The organism is Streptomyces sp. NPDC029466, assembly GCF_055574515.1.
In genome coordinates this window covers 37354-55892 of the sequence record NZ_JBVHZH010000038.1, presented here as the reverse complement: position 1 = coordinate 55892, position 18539 = coordinate 37354, and the positions used below count along the sequence as shown (strand labels likewise).

Sequence of the window (18539 nt, the reverse complement as noted above, 5' to 3'; positions counted from 1 at the left end):
GGGAAACAGCGCACAGCCCGCCCCCGCCTCACGACCGCCGCGCCAGCCCCGTCCCCTTGGCCGCGTCCAGCGCGTACACACAACGGTCCTTGCTGCACGCGTACACCACACCGCCGACCGCCACCGGCGAGCCGGTGATCTCGCCGCCGGTCGCCAGCTTCCAGCGCAGCTGGCCGCCCATCGCATCGAGCGTGTAGAGGCAGTGGTCGGCGGAGCCGAAGTGCACCCGGCCCTCCGCGACGACCGGGGCGCCGATGACCTCCGCGCCGGCCTGGAACCGCCAGCGCGGGGTGCCGGTCACCGCGTCGAGGGTGTAGAGCGCCTTGCCACTGCCCAGATGGACCGCACCGTGCGCGACCAGGACCGGTTCGGTGGACTGCCGTGCCTCGGTGGCGATCCGCCAGCGGTCCCGGCCGTCCGCCGGATCCAGCGCGTAGACCGTGCCGAGGTAGTCCGCCAGATAGACCCCGCCGCCGGTGACGGCCGGGCCGGGGGCGAAGGCGGGCGGGCTCAGGAACACCGCGGGCGCCTCGAAGTGCCAGCGCACGTCGCCGCGCGCGATGTCGATCGCCAGCACCCGGGTACCGGCCACGACATAGACCGCACCGTCCGACGCCGGCAGCAGCCGCATCGGCACCCCGCCGCAGGCCGCGGCGTCGCCCACCGGATACGACCAGCGCTCGGCGCCGGTCCGGGCCTCCAGTGCCTTGAGCCGGGCGTCGGCCCATACGAAGACCGTGCCCTCGTGCACCACGGGCCCGGCCTCGGCGGTCTCGAAGTCGGTCTGGACGCCGCCGGCCTCCCACAGGAGCTCGCCGTTGGCGGCCTCCCATGCCTGGACGCCGCCGCCGCGGGTGCTGGTGACCACGGTCCCGCGGTCGACCTTGAGGGCGTAGACCCAGCCCTCGGTGTTCAGCCGCCAGCGCTCGGTGCCGTCGTCGGCGTCCAGCGCGTACAGGCTCGGGCCGTCCGAGGCGTGGATCCGGCCGTCCGCGACGGCCATCGCCCAGGCGACGTCACGGGTCTTGAACTTGCGGCGCCCGCTGGCCACATCGAGCGCATGCACCTCGAAGGAGGTGACGTAGAGCAGATCGTCGGCGACGGCGGGGGTGCCCCACACATCGTTCGACATCCGGAACCGCCAGGGGCGCCAGCGGCCCGCCTCAGGCGGCGCCTCGGGCGGCGGAGGCGGCGCGGCCTCACCGCGGGGCGGGCTCTCCCCGCCGTTGGCCTGGCCCTGCGGGGGCACCCCGGTCGTGGGCCCGGCGCCGGGCGGCCGTACCCAGTTCGTCGCGGCACCGGCCTGCGCGCGCGGCGGCGGAGCGTCGGCGCGCGGCCCCGGCCCTATGGGCGCGGCCGAACCACCGAGCTGTACGGGACCGGCGGCGCCGCCCCCGGGGGCGGCCGACGGGACGGGCGGTGCGGAGGACAGCGCGGTGGCGGGGGACGGGGCGGCCGGCGGCGGCGCGGAGACCGGGGTCACCCGGGCCGTCGACGCGTCCGGGCCGAGCACCGCGGGCTGCGGCATCGGGCCCGGGTGACCACTGCGCGGGTCGCTGCCGCGGTGCGCGCCGGGGCCCGCGCCGATCTGGCCGGGCCAGCCGGACTCCGCGGCGGCGGGGACGCTCTCCGGCCGCGGCGGCGCCTGGACGGGCTGCGCGGCGGGCATCGGGGGCGAGGCGGGCGGGGCCGGCGGCGCGGCGGGCGCCGGGCGGCCGGCACCGCGGCCGGCACCGGCCCGCTGGCCGTTGCCGGGTACGGCGGTACGGCCGCCGCGCCGGCTCTCGATGAGGCCCACCGCGCCGGGCGGCAGCCAGGCCGAGGCGGTACCGCTGTCGTCGCTACCGGAGCCGAAGAGGTGCGGTGCGAGCTGGGACTGCAGGTCGGCGGGGGACGGCCGCTGGCCGGCCTCCATCTGCATACAGGACTCCATGAGCGGACGGAGTTCGTCCGGCAGGCCCGCCAGGTCGGGGCCCTCCCGCAGCAGCATGAAGACGGTCTCGACGGGGTTGGCGCCATGGAACGGCGCATGTCCGGTGGCGGCGAAGACCAGCGTCGACCCGAGGGAGAAGACATCGCTGGCGCCCGTGACACTGCGCGAGTCCCTGGCCTGCTCGGGCGACATGTAGGCGGGCGTGCCGACGGCCACATTGGTCATCGTCAGCCGGGTGTTGGACACCCCGGAGGCGATACCGAAGTCGATCACCCGGGGGCCGTCCTCGACGACCAGCACGTTCGACGGCTTCAGGTCGCGGTGTACCAGGCCCGCGCCGTGGATGGACTGCAGCGCCTCGGCGATACCGGCCGCCAGCCAGCGCACCGCCTGGGCCGGGAGCGGCCCGCACTCATTGACTATTTCCTCAAGAGAGGGCGCGGGGACATAGGCCGTCGCGAGCCAGGGCACCGCCGCGCGCGGGTCGGCGTCCACCACCGCGGCCGTGTAGAAGCCGCTGACCGCGCGGGCCGCCTCGACCTCGCGGGTGAAGCGGACCCGGAACAGCTGGTCCTCGGCGAGCTCGGTACGCACCGTCTTGATCGCCACGCGCCGCCCGGACGCCGAGCGCGCGAGATAGACCAGTCCCATGCCGCCGGCCCCGAGACGACCGAGCACCTCGAACGGGCCGATCCGCCGGGGATCGTGCTGCGTCAGCTGCTTCAGCTGCTCCACCACTTACCTGCCACCTCCCCGTGGGGCGTAAAAAGAGACTCTCAATAGCCACGAGCCGCCGAGAGCCACTGCCCCGTGCAGCGTCTCCCCGCCTTGCGGCGAAGACTGTCGAAACGGCCGTACGCGTGCTGATTCTTCCTGGCCGAGCCGACGGTTGCGAACCCGGGGCCTGTCCGTCGTGTCACGGCATACCTCCCGTAGCCCGCACCCGGCCCGTTACCCGATGTCACCCCACCCCGCCTGACGTGCTCCGATACGTCCGCCGACGGGCGATTGACCACGGGGTTACCGATCGGTTCCGGGTCCCCTGCGCGGGGCTCCGCCGACTATCTGGACGTTCACCATTCCGTTTGACGCGCACATGAGGAAATCGGTTGAGTCCCCGGAGCATCCGGTGGCCGCGGTGGCCGGAACCATGCCGTTCCACCGACCGCACGCACCCCCCCCCACCGGCCTGCCCTCCCCGTCGTCGCTTGCGGCCCCGGACCCCAATTCTGCGCGCTCGAAGGTCATTTCGGTGCCAGCGCGCCGGGCGTGGCGCCTTGATTGATGTGCGGGCAGCGGAAAGCGGTCGCTGCCGCGGCAGCGATATGTCCAAGCTAGCGCCGGTTCGCGTAGTCCGCCCGCCAGAAATTCGAACGGGGAATCGAGTCCGGTGCCACGGGAAGGGGGTGGCAGGACCGGCGGAAGGGAGCTGGCGAAGTCCAACCGACTGTCGCCGGGGTGCACTTGTTGCACAGAGGGTGACCGCTTATCCACCAAAGTTGTCCACAGGCTGTTGATAACACCGTTCACCGGTTCGGACCAAGCGGCGCCATAGGAACCGTGACCGCGGCCGGGCCCGCCACCAGGGCACTCCCCGGGGCCATGCACCCTTAACTCCCCCATCCCCATTTGCAGGCAGCCAAATCGCGCTCCGATCACCCCTCGGTAAGCTGACGGCATGACAGGACAAGTTCGAACCGTCGACGGCAGAGTTGCCGGCCGCCGCGGACAGGCGACGCGGCAAAAGCTTCTCGACTGCCTCAGTGAAATGCTCAGTTCGTCCCCCTATCGGGACGTCAAGGTCATCGATGTAGCCCGAAAAGCGGGGACTTCACCCGCAACGTTCTATCAGTACTTCCCGGACGTCGAGGGCGCCGTCCTCGAAATCGCCGAGGAGATGGCCAAAGAAGGCGCCACTCTGACCGATCTTGTCGCCGGACGCTCCTGGGTGGGCAAATCCGCCTGGCAGGCCGCGGAGGATCTGGTCGAGGGCTTTCTCTCCTTCTGGCGCAAGCACGACGCGATTCTGCGCGTCGTCGACCTGGGCGCGGCCGAGGGCGACAAGCGTTTCTACAAGATCCGCATGAAGATCCTCAATGCCGTCACCAACTCCCTTACGGACTCCATCAAGGACCTGCAGAGCAAGAACAAGGTCGACAAGGACGTGAGCCCGGCCGCCATCGCCGGCTCCATGGTCGCCATGCTGGCGGCGGTCGCCGCGCACCAGAAGGGCTTCCAGAGCTGGGGCGTCAAGCAGGCCGAGCTCAAGCCGAATCTGGCGCTGCTGGTGCACCTCGGTGTCACCGGAAAGAAGCCGACCAAATAACGAAGCCACCGCGATAGCAGTCGGGGAAGCGGCCGGAGAAGCTGCCGCGCCTCGAAGTCCCGGTGCTCCCGGGACGGTTCGCCATCGGTCCTGTGTCCGTCCTGCCATAGCTGTACAGCACACGCAGCGGGCGCCGCGCGGCCCTCAGGGGTTCGGCACGGCGCCCGCTGCGCGTTGTCGGCCCACCGGTCGGCCCGGCGTACCGGTCCGGTCAGCGCCGCTCCAGCCGGAACAGCCGGATCTCCCGCGTCACCCGCGCCTGATACGCCGCGTACGGAGGCCAGAGCACCAGCGCCGCCCGCCAGGCCAGCGCCCGCTCCTCACCGGACAGCAGCCGGGCCCGCACCGGTATGTCGCGGCCCCGCCAACTCACCTCGGCCTCCGGATTCTTCAGCAGATTCCCGGTCCAGGCCGGATGCCCCGGCCGCCCGAAATTGCTGCCGACCAGCAGCCAGCTGCCGTCGTCCTCCGGTACGCACGCCAGCGGGGTACGCCGCGGCCGCCCGCTCCTGGCGCCGGTCGCGGTCAGCACCACGCCGGGCAGCATCCGGGCGCTGAGCAGCACCTTTCCGCGGGTCAGCCGGTGTATCGCACGGTCCAGCGCGGGGATGACGTACGGCGCGGTCCGGGCGAACGCACGGGTCGCGGAGACCTTCATCAGCAACCGCTCACCAGGGCGCATCAGACCTCCACCGTCTCCGGCGCACCTGCCGGAACCGGCGCACCGCCCGGCTCCCCCGCCCCGCCAGGGAACAGCCCCGCTTCCTCGGCGGCCCGCGCCCGCAGCCGGTGCACCGGCCCCAGCAGCAGTTCGTCGCAGGCCGCGCGCTTGAAGTACAGATGTGCCTCGTGCTCCCAGGTGAAGCCGATACCGCCGTGCAGCTGCACCGCCTCGGCCGCCACCGCCCGCAGGGCCTCCAGCGCCTGGGCGAGCGCCAGCGCCCCCACCCCGGGCTCGGCCGCCCCGGCCCCCTCGGGCGCGGACCGTCCGCCGCCCGCCGACCAGGCCGCGTAGTACGCCGCGGAGCGGGCCGCCTGGAGCGCCACATACAGATCGGCGAGCCGGTGCTGCACCGCCTGGAAGGAGCCGATGGGCCGGCCGAACTGCACCCGCTGCTGGACGTGGGCGACGGTACGGGCCAGCGCCGTATCGGCCGCACCCACCGCCTCGGCCGCCAGCGCCGCGGCCGCCACCGGCCCCGTCGCGGCGAGCGCCCGGCCCACCGCCGCCGCGTCGCCCTCCCCCTCGCCCAGCAACTCGGCCGGTACGTCACGTAGTTCGAGGCGTGCCACTGGCCGGGTCTCGTCCAGCGCGGTCTGCCGGGTCCGCAGAAGGCCGGGCACACCGTGCCCGGCGCCGGGCCGGGCCGCGCCCGCGTCCGCCGCCCGTACGAGAAAGAGCAGGGTGCGGCTCCGCGCGAACCCGCCGGTGTGGGCGGCCACCACGAGCACCTCAGCGGTGTGCCCGTTGAGCACCTGCCCGGCCTCGCCGTACAGCCGCCAGCCGCCGCCCGCCGGCCGCCCGCCGTTCCGTGAGGAGGCGGCCGCGCCCTCCTCCGGCACTCTCCTCGCCTGGATGCCGCCGGCCCGGCCGCCGCCCGCCCAGTCGCCGTCGTTCGGCCCGGTCAGCGCCAGTGCGGTGGCGAGCCGGCCACCTGGGACGGCCAGTGTCGCGGTCAGCTCCCCGGCGGCGAGGGCCGGGAGCAGCGCGGTGCGCTGGCGCTCGCTGCCCAGCGCGAGGAGGAGCGGGGCGGCCAGTGCGGCGGTCGCGATCAGTGGTGAGGGGAGGACGACACGGCCGGTTTCCTCGCAGGCCAGGGCGAGTTCGGTGGGCCCGCAGCCGACCCCTCCGTACGCCGTGGGCAGCGCCAGACCGGGCAGGCCGAGCCGGCCGGCGAGCTGCTGCCACAGCTGGGTGTCGTACCCCGGTGGGGTGCGTACCGCCGCCTTGACCTCGTCCGGACCGCAGCGCTTGAGCAGCAGTTCGCGCAGCGTACGGCGGATTTCGTGCTGCTCCTCGGTGAACGCGGCATCCATCGGCGGGCTCCTCCCGGCCGTGCGACAACGCCCGTCCGGTCCGACGGGCCCTCCCCGCTTCCGATCTGACGGGCCGTCATAGTAGGGACGGGGGGTGCACTTTCCTAGGCCACCGGGTCCGCGAAGTCCTCGGGGGCCAGGGGAAGCCGGACGCCGGAGCGCGGGACAAAGCCGGGTCACGTCACCGCGACCCGGCTCCCCGGACTCGCCGCCGGTCAGCGGATGAGATGGACGATGAGGGTCGTTTCCGTGTCACTGACGTTGGTGGCGTGGATGTGGCCGTGGGCCGTGCGGTAGCGCCCGGTGCCGCCGGTGATCGCGAGGTCGATGTCGCCGGGGCCGGCGGAAGTGATGGTGAACCGGCCCTGCCCGGTGATCTGCCCCAGGGGGAGCGCGAGGACGGGCGCGCACTGGAGGTCGAACTCATCACCCGGAGCGGTCCGGGTCAGCGTGCAGATCTCGCTGTAGGTGCCGACCGGGATGCCGGCGCGCAACAGGTTCCCGCTGACGACGAATTCATCGCCCTGGCTGGGCCCGGACGACCCGTCCACGTCGACGAACGTGCCCTGGGTCTGCCTGGCGACCAGCTGGAAGATTTCCTCTCTCGGGGGAAAGGAGTCGGCACCGCTTGCCGCGGTCGCGGCGGGTGCGCAGAAAAGGAGGGCCGACACTCCGGTGGCCGCGCTCAGCACGATCTGCTTGAAGGGACGCACAGTTTTCTCCTCTGGGACTGGAAGGGAATTGCTCTGACGCGCTGCCGTGAGGTGCTCTCATTCCCGGTCCGCTGTCGCGTGGACGGCAGGGCCCCGCGACTCCCGCCCGGCCCGTCGGCCGGGATTCCGGTCGGCCGGAAACTCGGTGTGCCGGTGCCGCGCGGCCCGTAGGGGTCCGCCCGGCCGGGCTCCGCGGCCCGTCCGGCGGATCAGATGCCGGGACCGCCGACGTAGGTGAACGATCCGGTGGGGCTGTCGACGGGGCCGGTGACCGTGACCGGGACGGTGCCGGCGGTGCCGCTGGGCGGGGACGTGGTGGTCACGGTGGTGTCGGAGACGATCTCGAAGGGCGCCGGGACGCCGTTGAAGGTGACCTGCTCGGTGTAGGCCAGGCCGGTGCCGGTGATCGTCACGACCGTGCCACCCGAGGTCGAGCCCGTATTGGGGCTGACGTCGGTGACGGTGGAAGAACTGACGTAGGTGTAGGTCAGGCCCCCGGCGCTCCCGCCCGCGGTGGTCACGGTGACGGCGACGCCGCCCGGCCCCGGGGCACTGGAGGCCCGCACGGTGAGCTGGGTGTCGGAGACGCGCTGGATCACGGCGCGGCTGGTACCGAAGTACACATCGATCGCCCCGGCGAGGTTGCGGCCGGTGAGGGTGATCTCGTCGTCGCTGCCGGCGACCGGCCCCGAGGCGGGACTGATGCCGGTGAGCGCGGGCGGCGGGACGTAGTAGAAGGTGCCGAGGATGCCGGTGCCCCCCGTGGTGGTGACGGTCACGGGGACGGCCCCCGATCCGGCGGGCTCGGTGACGGTCAGCGAGGTATCCGTATTGGCCGTGATGGCGGCCTGCGCGGTACCGAAGCGCACGGCGGTGGCGTTGGCCAGGTGGTGACCGGTCACCGTCACGGGGGCCCCGCCCGCCGTGGACCCCTGGTCGGGAATCACGGTCGTCGCGAGGACTCCGACGGTGCCGGTGTTGGAGTTGACCACGTAGAGGCGCGTCCCATCGGGGAAGACCGCGAGGCCGGTGGGACCGTCGCCCACGCCGATGTTCTCGACGACGGTGTTCGTGACGGTGTCGATCACACTCACCGTGTCCGGGTCGGAATTCGACACGTACACATGGGCGCCGTCCGGGCTCACCGCCGGGAAGCGCGGCTGAGCGCTGACACCGACGGTGTCGATGAGCGTGTTGGTGGCGGTGTCGATCACAGCCATCGTGGCGGTACCGACGGTCGTGACGTAGAGGCGGGTCCCGTCGGGGGTGAGTGCCAGCAGGATGGGGACATCGCCCGCCAGAATCGTCGTGGTGACGGTGTTCGTGGCGGTGTCGATCACGTTGACGCGGCCCGTGAAGCACGCGACGTAGGCACGGGTCCCGTCCGCGGTGATGACCACGCCGGTCCCCCCGGCGTCGACGGGGATGGTGTCGGTGACGGTGTTCGTGGCGGTGTCGATCACGCTCACCGTGGTCCCGGCCTGCTGTGTCACATAGACGCGGGTGCCGTCCGGGGTGACCGCCGCCTCCACGGGTCCCCCACTCACCGGGATGTCCGTGAGGATGGTGTTCGTGGCGGTGTCGATCACGCTGACGAGACCGGCGTCGGCGACGGTCAGATAGCCACGGGTGCCGTCCGGACTGATCGCCACGGAGGTGGGTCCGGCCCCCGTGGGGATGGTGTCCGTGACGGTGTCGGTGGCGGTGTCGATCACACTGACCGTGTTCGAGGCCCGGTTGGCGACATAGGCACGGGACCCGTCAGGCGTAAGGGTAATTCCCTGGGGAAGCGTACCCACGGGAATAACGGTTCCTGCCACAAATTCGGCAAGTAATCCCGGACTCCGGGCCGGCGCAGGCACCGAAATATGTGGGGTAAAGGCGAACATGACACTCCCTGAGGCAGGCGGGAACAATCTTGTCCCGCGCATGGAAATGTCTGCTCCGCCGCATGGGCAAACAGCGAGCAGTCAACCGGCCGGGAAGCGGCCGGTGAAATGCACAAAGCGATGTGAGAATACCGCTCCCCGGGAGTCATTTGAAGGCCGCCGGAAACCTCCGATTCTCGGATAATCGCTTTAAGCCGTCTACTGAGGGCGCCGGGGCCGCGACGGCGCGGCGGCGGGGCGGGGCCTCCGGAGCCGCATCCCGCACCCTGCCCGCTCCACCAGATCTGATGTACCGTCAGATTCATGACCTCAGGGACCACTTACGGGCATCGCAAGGTCGCCGTCGCCGGAGTCGCGCTGTCCGACTGCGGACGCGTGGACCGGGCCACCCCGTACGCCCTGCACGCCCAGGCCGCCCGCCGGGCACTCGCCGACAGCGGACTGGACCGGGCGGTGATCGACGGCTTCGCCTCGGCCGGTCTGGGCACCCTCGCGCCCGTCGAGGTCGCCGAGTACCTGGGACTGCGCCCCACCTGGGTCGATTCGACCTCGGTCGGCGGCGCCACCTGGGAAGTGCTCGCCGCGCACGCCGCCGACGCGATCGCCGCCGGCCATGCCAACGCCGTACTCCTGGTCTACGGCTCCACCGCCCGCGCCGACATCAAGGCCGGGCGGCGCACCGCCAACCTGTCCTTCGGCGCCCGGGGCCCGCTCCAGTTCGAGGCCCCCTACGGGCACACCCTGATCGCCAAATACGCCATGGCCGCCCGCCGCCATATGCACCAATACGGCACCACCCTGGAGCAGTTGGCCCAGGTCGCGGTGCAGGCACGCACCAACGCGGCGGCCAATCCGGACGCCCTGTACCGCGACCCGATCACCGTCGACGACGTGCTGGACGGGCCGGTGATCGCCGATCCGTTCACCAAACTGCACTGCTGCATCCGCTCCGACGGCGGCTGCGCGGTCCTGCTCGTCGCCGAGGACTACGTCCCCGACCTGGCCAAACCCCCGGTCTGGGTGCTCGGTTCGGGCACCGCGGTGTCCCACACCACCATGTCGGAGTGGGACGACTTCACCGTCTCCCCCGCCGCGGTCTCCGGCCGGCTGGCCTTCGACCGCGCCGGGGTCCGCCCCGCCGACATCGACCTCGCCGAGCTCTATGACGCCTTCACCTATATGACCCTGGTGACGCTGGAGGACCTGGGCTTCTGCGCCAAGGGCGAGGGCGGTGCGTTCGTCGGGGAGGGGCGGCTGCTGCGGGACGGGGAGCTGCCGGTCAACACCGACGGCGGCGGGCTGGCCGCCTGCCACCCGGGGATGCGGGGGCTGTTCCTGCTGGTCGAGGCGGTACGCCAGCTGCGCGGCGAGGCCGGCCCGGACCGCCAGGTACGCAAACCCGGCGGCCGGCTGCCCCAGCTCGCGGTCGCCTCCGGCACCGGCGGCTGGTTCTGTTCGTCGGGAACGGTCGTGTTGGGGCGGGGGTGAGGCGGGGCCCGTGACGGCCCCGGGAGGCCGGGCCCGGCGGGAGTCCCGGCGGAGACTCGCGGCCGGGCCCGGCGCCGGGGACCGGGGGGAGCCCGGGAGACCGGCCGTTGCTCAGTCGGCGGCCGGGCGGGTGCCGATGCTGAAGGCCGTGCCGAAGGGGTCGGTGAGCGCGGCCATGCGGGCGTACGGGGCGTCCTCGGGGGTGCCGGCCGTGCCGCCGGCGGCGATGGCGCGGGCCGCCACGTCGTCGGTGTCCGCCACCTCGAACACGGTCTGCCAGCGGGACGCGCGGGCCGCGGGATCGCCGAAGACGCCGCCGATCTCATGGCCGTCGGGCCGGCGCAGGAAGGTGAAGTCGACGTCGGGGAGATCGTCGTTGCCGTCGAGGGTGAAGTCGAAGACGGCGGCGTAGAAGCGGCGGGCGGGCTCGGGGTCCGGGGACGCGAGGTCGTTGCGGATCAGTGTGCTGGGCTCGTTGACCAGCTCGCAGCCCGGCAGCGTACGTCCCTGCCAGAGCCCGAAGCGGGCGCCGACGGGGTCCGTGACGACGGCCGTACGGGCCAGTCCCGCCACGTCCGAGGGCGGCACCGTCACCGTCCCGCCGCACTCGGCGATCCGCTTCGCCAGGGCGTCGCAGTCGTCCGTGGCGAGGTAGGGCAGCCACCAGGACTCGCCCTCGATGTCCGCGGCGGAGACCGGCCGCAGCGCCGCCACCCGCCGGCCGCGCAGCAGACACAGGGTGAAGGGGCCGGTCGCCGCCGACCGCTCCTCGTACTCCCAGCCGAAGAGCGCGCGGTAGAACTCCTTCGCCCGGCCGAGGTCGGGGACCCCGAGATCGATCCACGTCGGCGTACCGAGCGGCTGATTGCTGCTGATCTCACTCAACGTCTGCCCCTTCGCAGTGCCATTGCCCGTACGCATCGACGGTAGTGAGCCTCTAGGACAGGACGCGTCCTAGAGGCGACGGAGATCCGGCCGGCCTTCGCACACCCCTTGAACAAACGTCATAGACAAGCGTTTAAGACGCTCGTATAGTTCGGGGCACCGGTCAGCGAGTGCACCACGACCGAGCGCCGCGGCCCCGTGGCGCAGTGCATGCAGGAGCACCACGACCCCGAAGGGAACCCCGCCATGTCCGGCACCGTTTCGCCGTCCTCCCGCACCAGCCCCCGGACCGTGCTGATTTCCGGCGCGAGCGTCGCCGGGCCGGCGCTCGCCCACTGGCTGCACCGCTACGGCTTCGCGGTGACCGTCGTCGAGCGCGCCCCCGAGCTGCGGACCGGCGGCTACAAGGTCGACATCCGGGGCGCGGCGGTCGAGGTCGCCGAACGGATGGGAATCCTGGCGGACATCCAGCGCGCCAGTACGGACATGCGGACCGGCGCGTATGTGAACGACGACGGCAAGCGGATCGCCACCCTCCCCGCCGCCCTCTTCGGCGCCCGGGTCGGCCGGGACGACGAGATCATGCGGGGTGACCTGGCGCGCATCCTCTACGCACGCACCCGGGCGGACGTCGAGTACGTCTTCGGCGACTCGATCACCTCGCTCACCGAGCGGCCGGACGCTGACGACCACGGTGGCGGCGTCGAGGTCACCTTCGAGCGGGGTGCGCCGCGCCGCTTCGACCTCGTCGTCGGCGCGGACGGTGTGCACTCGAACGTCCGGCGGCTGGCCTTCGGCCCGGAGGAGCAGTTCGTACGGCACCTCGGGGCGTATATCTCCGCGTTCTCGCTGCCGAACGAACTCGGCCTGGACCGCGAGGAGTTGTACCACGCGGTACCCGGCAGGCTGAGCTGCGTCTACAGCTCGGCCGGGGACCCGGCGGCCAAGGGCCTGCTCACCTTCCGCTCGCCGCGGCTGGCCCACGACCACCGGCAATCCGCCCAGCAACTGGCGCTGCTCGACGCCGCGTTCAAGGATGTCGGCGTCCGCCCGTCCGGCGGCTGGACGCAGATCCCGCGGCTGCTCGAAGCGGCCCGTGCGGCGGACGACTTCTACTTCGACGGGCTCCAGTTGATCGAGATGGACCGCTGGTCGCGCGGCCGGGTGGTGCTGCTCGGCGACGCCGCGCACTGCGCCTCACCGGCCTCGGGGCAGGGCACGGGGATGGCGCTGGTCGGCGCGTATGTGCTGGCGGGGGAGCTCGCGGCGGCCGGGCGCGGGCCGGAGGAGGCGTTCGACCGCTATGAGAAGGAGATGCGCGGCTATGTCGCGGTGAACCACGCGCTGGCCGCGAGGTTCGCCAAGGAGATGACGGCGGACACCCGGCGGCAGATCCGGTTCCGGCATCTGATGATGCGGATCCTGCCGTACATGCCGTGGAAGAACCTGGTCGCGAAGAAGATCGCCGAGGAGGTGCAGCGGGGCGCCAACGCGATCACCCTCAAGGACCATCCGGCACCGGCCGCGACCGCCGGGCACGCTCCCGCCGCGGCCACCGGCCACGCTCCGGCCACCGAGCGCACTCCGGCCACCGGGCGCGCTCCTGCCACCGGAAGCCCGACGTACGCTGCCTGACATGAGCGATCACCGCGCGCACCAGGACTCTCCGGACGCCCGCCCCGCCGGCACCCCGGCGCAGCACGCCGACGACACGGACGCCCAGGCGTTCCGCGAGCTGCTGCGCGGGCTGCGGGTCTGGGATGTCGCACTGCCGTCGTTCGACCCGGCGACGGCCCCGGCCGAGCCGCTCCCCCTGTTCCGGCAGTGGCTGCGGGAGGCCGCCGAGGCCGGTGTTCCCGAGCCGCACACCATGACGCTCGCCACGGCGGACGCGGCCGGCACCCCCTCCGTACGGACCCTGATGCTGCATGACGCCGATGAGCGCGGCTGGCACTTCGCCTCGCACCGCGGCAGCCGCAAGGGCCGCGAGCTGGCGGTGCGGCCGCGGGCGGCGCTCGGCTTCTACTGGCCGGCGGTCGGCCGCCAGGTGCGGGTCAGCGGGCCGGTGACCGTGGCGGGCCCCGAGGAGAGCGCGGCCGATCTGCACCACCGCTCCACGGGCGCGCTGGCCGCGGCGCTGGTCGGCCGGCAGAGCGAGGTGCTCGGCTCGGTCGGGGAGCTGGCCCGTGCCTCGGAGGCGGCGTGGGAGCGCGCCCGGCGCGAGCCGGCGGCGCCGGTGCCGAGCTGGACGCTGTATGTGCTGCGCCCCGAGGAGGTCGAGTTCTTCCAGGGCGATGCGCAACGCCGGCACGTACGGCTCAACTACCGCTACGAGAACGGGCGCTGGGCGCAGGAGCTGCTCTGGCCGTGAGGCGCGGCCGGTGCGGGTGCCACCGGCTCGTCCTCACAGCTGCTGATACATGATGTGCAGCCCGACATAGCCCTTGGTGGGGTGCCGGAAGCCCTCGGGGAGGGTCGTCATGATCTCGAAGCCCAGCGACTTCCAGAGCGCGACGGCACCGGTGTTGGTCTCCACGACGGCGTTGAACTGCATCGCCCGGTAGCCCTCGGCACGGGCCCAGGCCAGGACGTGTTCGCCCAGGGCCCGGCCGACACCGCGGCCGCCGCACCGCGGGTCGACCATGAAGCTGGCACTGGCGATGTGCGAGGCGCCGCCCATGTGGTTGGGGTTCATCTTGGCCGTACCGAGGACCGTGCCGGAGTCGTCGACGGCGACGACCGTGCGGCCGGGCGGCGTCAGCAGCCAGCTCTCGCGGGCCGTCGCCTCGTCCATGTCGCGCGGATAGGTATAGGTCTCCCCGGCCGCCACGATGGCGTGGAAGAAGGGCCAGATGGCGGGCCAGTCGGCCGCGTTCGCCTCACGGATCTGCACGGCCACAGCATGCCTCGGGGCCGGGTGGGGCGCCACCGGAATACGTGGGGGCAGCGGGGGCGGGGCGCCGTGTGGGGAGGGGGCCGTGGACCGGGCCGGAGGTCCGGGGGCGTCATGGGCGGAGCTGCCCCGGGGCGCGGTTCACGCGAGGCACGGTTCACGCGAGGCACGGTTCACGCGAGGCACGGTTCACGCGAGGCGCGGTTCACGCGGGGCGGAAGACGGGAACGGCGACTGCGGCGCCGGTCCCGCCGCCGCCCTCGCCCGCTTCCCGGAAGTGCACCACGAGCGGCATCCCGATCCGCAGCTCCGGCTCCGGGCAGTCGGTGATCTCGGTCATCATCCGTGGGCCTTCGGCGAGATCGACCACGGCCGCGACATACGGGACCCGGTCGCCGAACGGCGGGAGATCGTTACGGTGCACGACCGACCAGGTATAGAGGGTGGCGCGCCCGGTGGCCTGCTCCCAGCCGACGTCCTCGCTCCAGCAGTACGGACAGCACTCGCGCGGGTAGTGGTGGGTCGCGCCGCAGCCCTCGGCCCGGCAGCGGCGCAGCAGCAGCCGCCCCTCGGCCGCCGCGTCCCAGTACGGCCGGGTGAAGTCGTCCACCTCCGGCAGATCGAACCGCGAGGCGCTCCGTGCCGCACTCCGCGCCACGCCCCGCGTCTCCGCACTCCGCGTCTCCGTATCAGCCCTGGCCCTCACGGAACACCCCCAGCACCTCGCCGAACGACCATGCCTGCCGCCTCATCGTGAGCAGGACGACCACCCGCTCCTGACGGTACGTCAGTTGAACCGAAGCAGGGCCGGACGCGCAAGGGGGCCGCGCGATCCACCCGGGACCGAAAGCGAGAGCCGGGAAGCGGGAACCGGAAGCGGGCAGCGGGGGCCGGGAGCGAGGACGGGGGCCGGAAGCGGGAACCGGGGACTGGAAGCGAGAAGCAGGGACCGCTCAACCTTTTCCCCTGCAACCCCATTCCTGACAGAGCGTCAGTTCAGTAATCTGACTATGCGTCAGTTATGGAGAGCCGTCACACAGGAGCGGGCGTCTGCGATGCTTGGATCGACTCACGGCACCCTCACCACTCACTCCCGGCCGGCCCGCGTCGTGGCCTGTGGGGAGCAACCACCACACACCGTCCACGGCATGAGTGAACCGCATCGCGACGGCGGGGGCCAGGGCGCCTGCCCCGTCGACCGGGATGTCAGCGGCCGTCCGCTGCACGCTCCGGTGCCCGACCTGGACCGGTTCTTCCGGCCCGAGGCCGTGGCGGTGATCGGCGCCTCGGACAGCGAAGGCCGCCCCAATACCGGCATCACCCGTCAGCTGATCGCCTGGGCGGAACGGGTCGGCGCCCGGCTGTACCCCGTCAACCCGGGACGCGCCCAGGTCTTCGGGCAGCCCTGCCACGCCTCCGTCGCCGATCTGCCGGAACCCGTCGATCTCGCGGTCCTCCTGGTCGGCGACCCGCTGCCGGTCATCGAGCAACTCGCCGAAGCCAAGGCGAAGTTCGCGGTGGCCTTCGCCTCCGGGTTCGCGGAAACCGGTGAGCGTGGTGCGGCCGCCCAGCAGCGGCTGGCCGAGGCCGTCGCCCGCTCCGGGCTGCGGCTGCTCGGCCCGAACACCAACCTCAACGCCTTCGAGAAGTTCCGTACGGACCTGGCCGGGCCGGCCATCGCCCTGATCACCCAGTCAGGCCACCAGGGCCGTCCCGTCTTCAGCCTCCAGGAGCTGGGCATCCGCCTGTCGCACTGGGCGCCCACCGGCAACGAGGCCGATCTGGAGACCGCCGACTTCCTCTCCTACTTCGCCACCCGCCCCGAGGTCGGGGCCATCGCGGCGTATGTGGAAGGGCTCAAGGACGGCCGCAGCTTTCTGCTGGCCGCCGACCGGGCCGCCCGTCACAAGGTGCCCGTCGTCGCCGTCAAGGTCGGCCGCACCGAGACCGGCGCCCGCACGGCCGCCTCGCACACCGGCAAGCTCACCGGCGCGGACGAGGTCGTGGACGCCGCGATGCGGCAGTTCGGGGTGATCCGGGTGGACGGGCTCGACGAGCTGCAGGACACCGCGGCGCTGCTGGCCCGCGCCAGGAAGCCCACCGCCGAGGGCGTCGCGGTCTATTCGATCTCCGGTGGCACCGGCGCCCACTTCTCCGACCTGGCGACCGCCGCCGGCCTGCGGCTGCCCGCCCTCGGCCCCGCCAAGCAGGCCGAACTGCACCAGTGGATACCGGAGTACCTGCACGTCGCCAATCCGGTCGACAACGGCGGGCATCCGGTCGGCGACTGGCGCGGCCGCAAGATCCTCGACGCGATCCTGGCCGACCCCGCCATCGGCGTACTGATCTGCCCGATCACCGGCCCCTTCCCGCCGATGAGCGACAAACTCGCGCAGGATCTGGTGGACGCGGCGGAGCAGACGGACAAGCTGGTGTGTGTGGTGTGGGGCTCGCCGGTCGGTACGGAGGACGCCTATCGACGCACCCTCCTCGGCTCCTCGCGGGTGGCGACCTTCCGTACCTTCGCCAACTGCATCACCGCCGTCCGCGCCTATCTCGACCACCACCGCTTCGTCGACGGCTACCGCTCGCCCTTCGACGACGCCCCGCGCGTGCTGTCGCCGTCCGCGCGCAAGGCGCAGGCCCTGATGCGGCCGGGGCAGCAGCTCAGCGAGCACGCGGCGAAGCAGCTGCTGCGTGCCTACGGCATCCGGGTCCCGCGGGAACAGCTGGTGACCAGCGCGGCGGCGGCCGTACGGGCCGCGAGCCTGGTCGGCTATCCCGTGGTCATGAAGGCCTCCGGACCGCAGCTCGCGCACAAGACCGAACTCGGCCTGGTCAAGGTCCAGCTGACCTCGGCCAGCCAGGTCCGGGACGCCTATCGCGAGCTCACCGACATCGCGCGCTACGAGGACGTGCCGCTGGACGGGGTGCTGGTCTGCCAGATGATCGAGCGGGGCGTCGAGACGGTCGTCGGCGTCACCCGGGACAGCCTCTTCGGGCCGACCGTGACCGTCGGCCTCGGCGGGGTGCTGGTGGAGGTGCTGCGGGACGTCGTGGTGGGTGTGCCGCCCTTCGGGGAGGACCAGGCGCGCGCGATGCTCGACGAACTCCGCGGCCGGGCTCTCCTGGACGGTGTGCGCGGAGCGCCGCCCGCTGACCTCGACGCGCTGGTCGAGACCGTCCTGAGAGTGCAGCGGATGGCGCTCGAACTCGGCGACGAACTGGCCGAGCTGGACATCAATCCGCTGGTGGTGCTGCCCCGCGGACAAGGCGCCGTGGCCCTCGACGCACTCGCCGTCTGCCGCTGACCACCCCCACCCCCGCGCCCGCATCCCCGCCCGCACCCACGCCACGGCCCGCGCCCAGGCCACCGTCCACCGGACCACCGACCGCCGTGCCCACCCCGACCGCACCCTCTGGAGCCGCTCCCCCATGACACCCTCACCGTCCCCCGGTTCCGTTCCCCCGGCCGTGCCCGACGAGCCCGCCGTGCCCGCCGTGCCCGCCACCCGCGCGGAGCCCGTCGATACGGCGGATACCGTCGATACGGCCGATACCGTCGATTCATTGGTACTGCACGCCACTGACAACGGCGTCTCGTGGCTGACCCTGAACCGGCCCGACGCGATGAACGCCGTCACCTGGGACCAGCGCGAACGCCTCATCGGCCGGCTCGCCGACGCCTCTGCCGACCCCGCTATCCGCGCCGTCGTGCTCACCGCGACCGGCAAGGGCTTCTGTGCCGGCGCCGATTTGCGCGGAGCGCCGCCGGCCGGCGAGCGGGTCGCCGGTGATGTCGCCCGGATGATCCGGGGCGGCGCCCAGCCGCTGATCACGGCGGTGCTGGACTGCGAAAAGCCGGTCATCGCCGCCGTCAACGGCACCGCGGCCGGGCTCGGCGCCCATCTCGCGCTCGCCTGCGACCTGGTGCTGGCGGCCGAATCGGCCCGGTTCATCGAGGTGTTCGTGCGCCGCGGCCTGGTACCGGACGGCGGCGGCGCCTACCTCCTGCCGCGGCTGATCGGCCCGCAGCGCGCCAAGGAGCTGCTGTTCTTCGGGGACGCCCTGCCGGCCGCCGAAGCGGAACGGCTGGGTCTGGTCAACCGGGTCGTGCCGGACGGCGAGCTGGCGAAGACGGCCCGGGAGTGGGCCGAGCGGCTGGCGGCCGGCCCGACCCGCGCCCTGGCCCTGACCAAACAGCTGGTCAACGCCTCGCTCGACACCGACCGGAGCGCGGCCTTCGCCGCCGAGGCCACCGCCCAGGAGATCAATATGACGACGGCGGACGCACAGGAGGGCGTCGCCTCCTTCGTGGCGCGCCGCCACCCGGCGTTCCGGGGCCGCTGACCTCCCGGAGCCCCCGCGAGCCTGG

14 protein-coding genes are annotated in these 18539 nt (G+C 72.6%); 6 read left to right on the top strand and 8 right to left on the bottom strand.

Annotation, left to right across the window (positions count from 1 at the left end):
* Window positions 1–28: 28 nt before the first annotated feature.
* Entirely contained in the window at window positions 29–2671 is a 2643-nt protein-coding gene (gene afsK / locus ACZ4XD_RS26410) for a protein serine/threonine kinase AfsK (protein ID WP_468046032.1), read from the bottom strand.
* Between the two features lie 940 nt (window positions 2672–3611).
* Here afsK and ACZ4XD_RS26405 point away from each other — a divergent pair.
* Window positions 3612–4259 (top strand): TetR family transcriptional regulator, encoded by a 648-nt coding sequence (locus tag ACZ4XD_RS26405; protein ID WP_042156052.1) that lies wholly within the window; start codon window positions 3612–3614, stop codon window positions 4257–4259.
* A gap of 211 nt (window positions 4260–4470) precedes the next feature.
* On the opposite strand, the gene ACZ4XD_RS26400 is transcribed toward ACZ4XD_RS26405, so the two are convergent.
* The 4 genes from ACZ4XD_RS26400 to ACZ4XD_RS26385 all read right to left on the bottom strand — a co-directional run bounded on the left by ACZ4XD_RS26400 (window position 4471) and on the right by ACZ4XD_RS26385 (window position 8898).
* The gene (locus ACZ4XD_RS26400; protein WP_468046030.1) at window positions 4471–4941 is read right to left on the bottom strand and encodes a nitroreductase family deazaflavin-dependent oxidoreductase; all 471 of its coding nucleotides are present in this window, start codon (window positions 4939–4941) and stop codon (window positions 4471–4473) included.
* A complete protein-coding gene (locus tag ACZ4XD_RS26395; protein WP_468046028.1) occupies window positions 4941–6296 on the bottom strand; it encodes an acyl-CoA dehydrogenase family protein in 1356 nt (451 codons plus the stop codon). The genes ACZ4XD_RS26400 and ACZ4XD_RS26395 overlap by 1 nt, the downstream gene beginning before the upstream one ends.
* A gap of 215 nt (window positions 6297–6511) precedes the next feature.
* Window positions 6512–7009 carry an allene oxide cyclase barrel-like domain-containing protein gene (locus tag ACZ4XD_RS26390; RefSeq protein ID WP_468046026.1) on the bottom strand — a complete coding sequence of 166 codons (498 nt, stop codon included), beginning with the start codon at window positions 7007–7009 and terminating at the stop codon, window positions 6512–6514.
* Window positions 7010–7218: 209 nt separating this feature from the next.
* Complete coding sequence (locus ACZ4XD_RS26385) at window positions 7219–8898, bottom strand: IPT/TIG domain-containing protein (protein WP_468046024.1); 1680 nt, start codon at window positions 8896–8898, stop codon at window positions 7219–7221.
* A gap of 303 nt (window positions 8899–9201) precedes the next feature.
* On the opposite strand from ACZ4XD_RS26385, the gene ACZ4XD_RS26380 reads away from it, so the two are divergent.
* Complete coding sequence (locus ACZ4XD_RS26380) at window positions 9202–10386, top strand: thiolase C-terminal domain-containing protein (protein ID WP_468046022.1); 1185 nt, start codon at window positions 9202–9204, stop codon at window positions 10384–10386.
* A gap of 111 nt (window positions 10387–10497) precedes the next feature.
* Here ACZ4XD_RS26380 and ACZ4XD_RS26375 read toward each other — a convergent pair whose 3' ends face one another.
* Window positions 10498–11271: a VOC family protein gene (locus tag ACZ4XD_RS26375; protein WP_468046020.1), complete on the bottom strand. Its 774-nt coding sequence runs from the start codon at window positions 11269–11271 to the stop codon at window positions 10498–10500.
* 246 nt (window positions 11272–11517) lie between these two features.
* Here ACZ4XD_RS26375 and ACZ4XD_RS26370 point away from each other — a divergent pair, with 246 nt between their 5' ends.
* Window positions 11518–12906: an FAD-dependent monooxygenase gene (locus ACZ4XD_RS26370; RefSeq protein WP_468046018.1), complete on the top strand. Its 1389-nt coding sequence runs from the start codon at window positions 11518–11520 to the stop codon at window positions 12904–12906.
* A gap of 1 nt (window position 12907) precedes the next feature.
* Window positions 12908–13642 (top strand): pyridoxine/pyridoxamine 5'-phosphate oxidase, encoded by a 735-nt coding sequence (locus tag ACZ4XD_RS26365; RefSeq protein ID WP_468046016.1) that lies wholly within the window; start codon window positions 12908–12910, stop codon window positions 13640–13642.
* 33 nt (window positions 13643–13675) lie between these two features.
* On the opposite strand, the gene ACZ4XD_RS26360 is transcribed toward ACZ4XD_RS26365, so the two are convergent.
* Both ACZ4XD_RS26360 and ACZ4XD_RS26355 read right to left on the bottom strand, forming a co-directional pair.
* Entirely contained in the window at window positions 13676–14164 is a 489-nt protein-coding gene (locus ACZ4XD_RS26360) for a GNAT family N-acetyltransferase (protein WP_468046014.1), read from the bottom strand.
* Between the two features lie 205 nt (window positions 14165–14369).
* Window positions 14370–14822, bottom strand: coding sequence for a Zn-ribbon domain-containing OB-fold protein (locus tag ACZ4XD_RS26355; RefSeq protein WP_468046012.1), 453 nt, complete (start codon window positions 14820–14822; stop codon window positions 14370–14372).
* 397 nt (window positions 14823–15219) lie between these two features.
* Between ACZ4XD_RS26355 and ACZ4XD_RS26350 the strand changes: the two genes are divergently transcribed.
* On the top strand, window positions 15220–17475 hold the full coding sequence (locus ACZ4XD_RS26350) for an acetate--CoA ligase family protein (RefSeq protein ID WP_468046010.1): 2256 nt from the start codon (window positions 15220–15222) through the stop codon (window positions 17473–17475).
* Between the two features lie 124 nt (window positions 17476–17599).
* Window positions 17600–18514, top strand: coding sequence for an enoyl-CoA hydratase/isomerase family protein (locus ACZ4XD_RS26345; protein WP_468046008.1), 915 nt, complete (start codon window positions 17600–17602; stop codon window positions 18512–18514).
* Window positions 18515–18539: the final 25 nt, after the last annotated feature.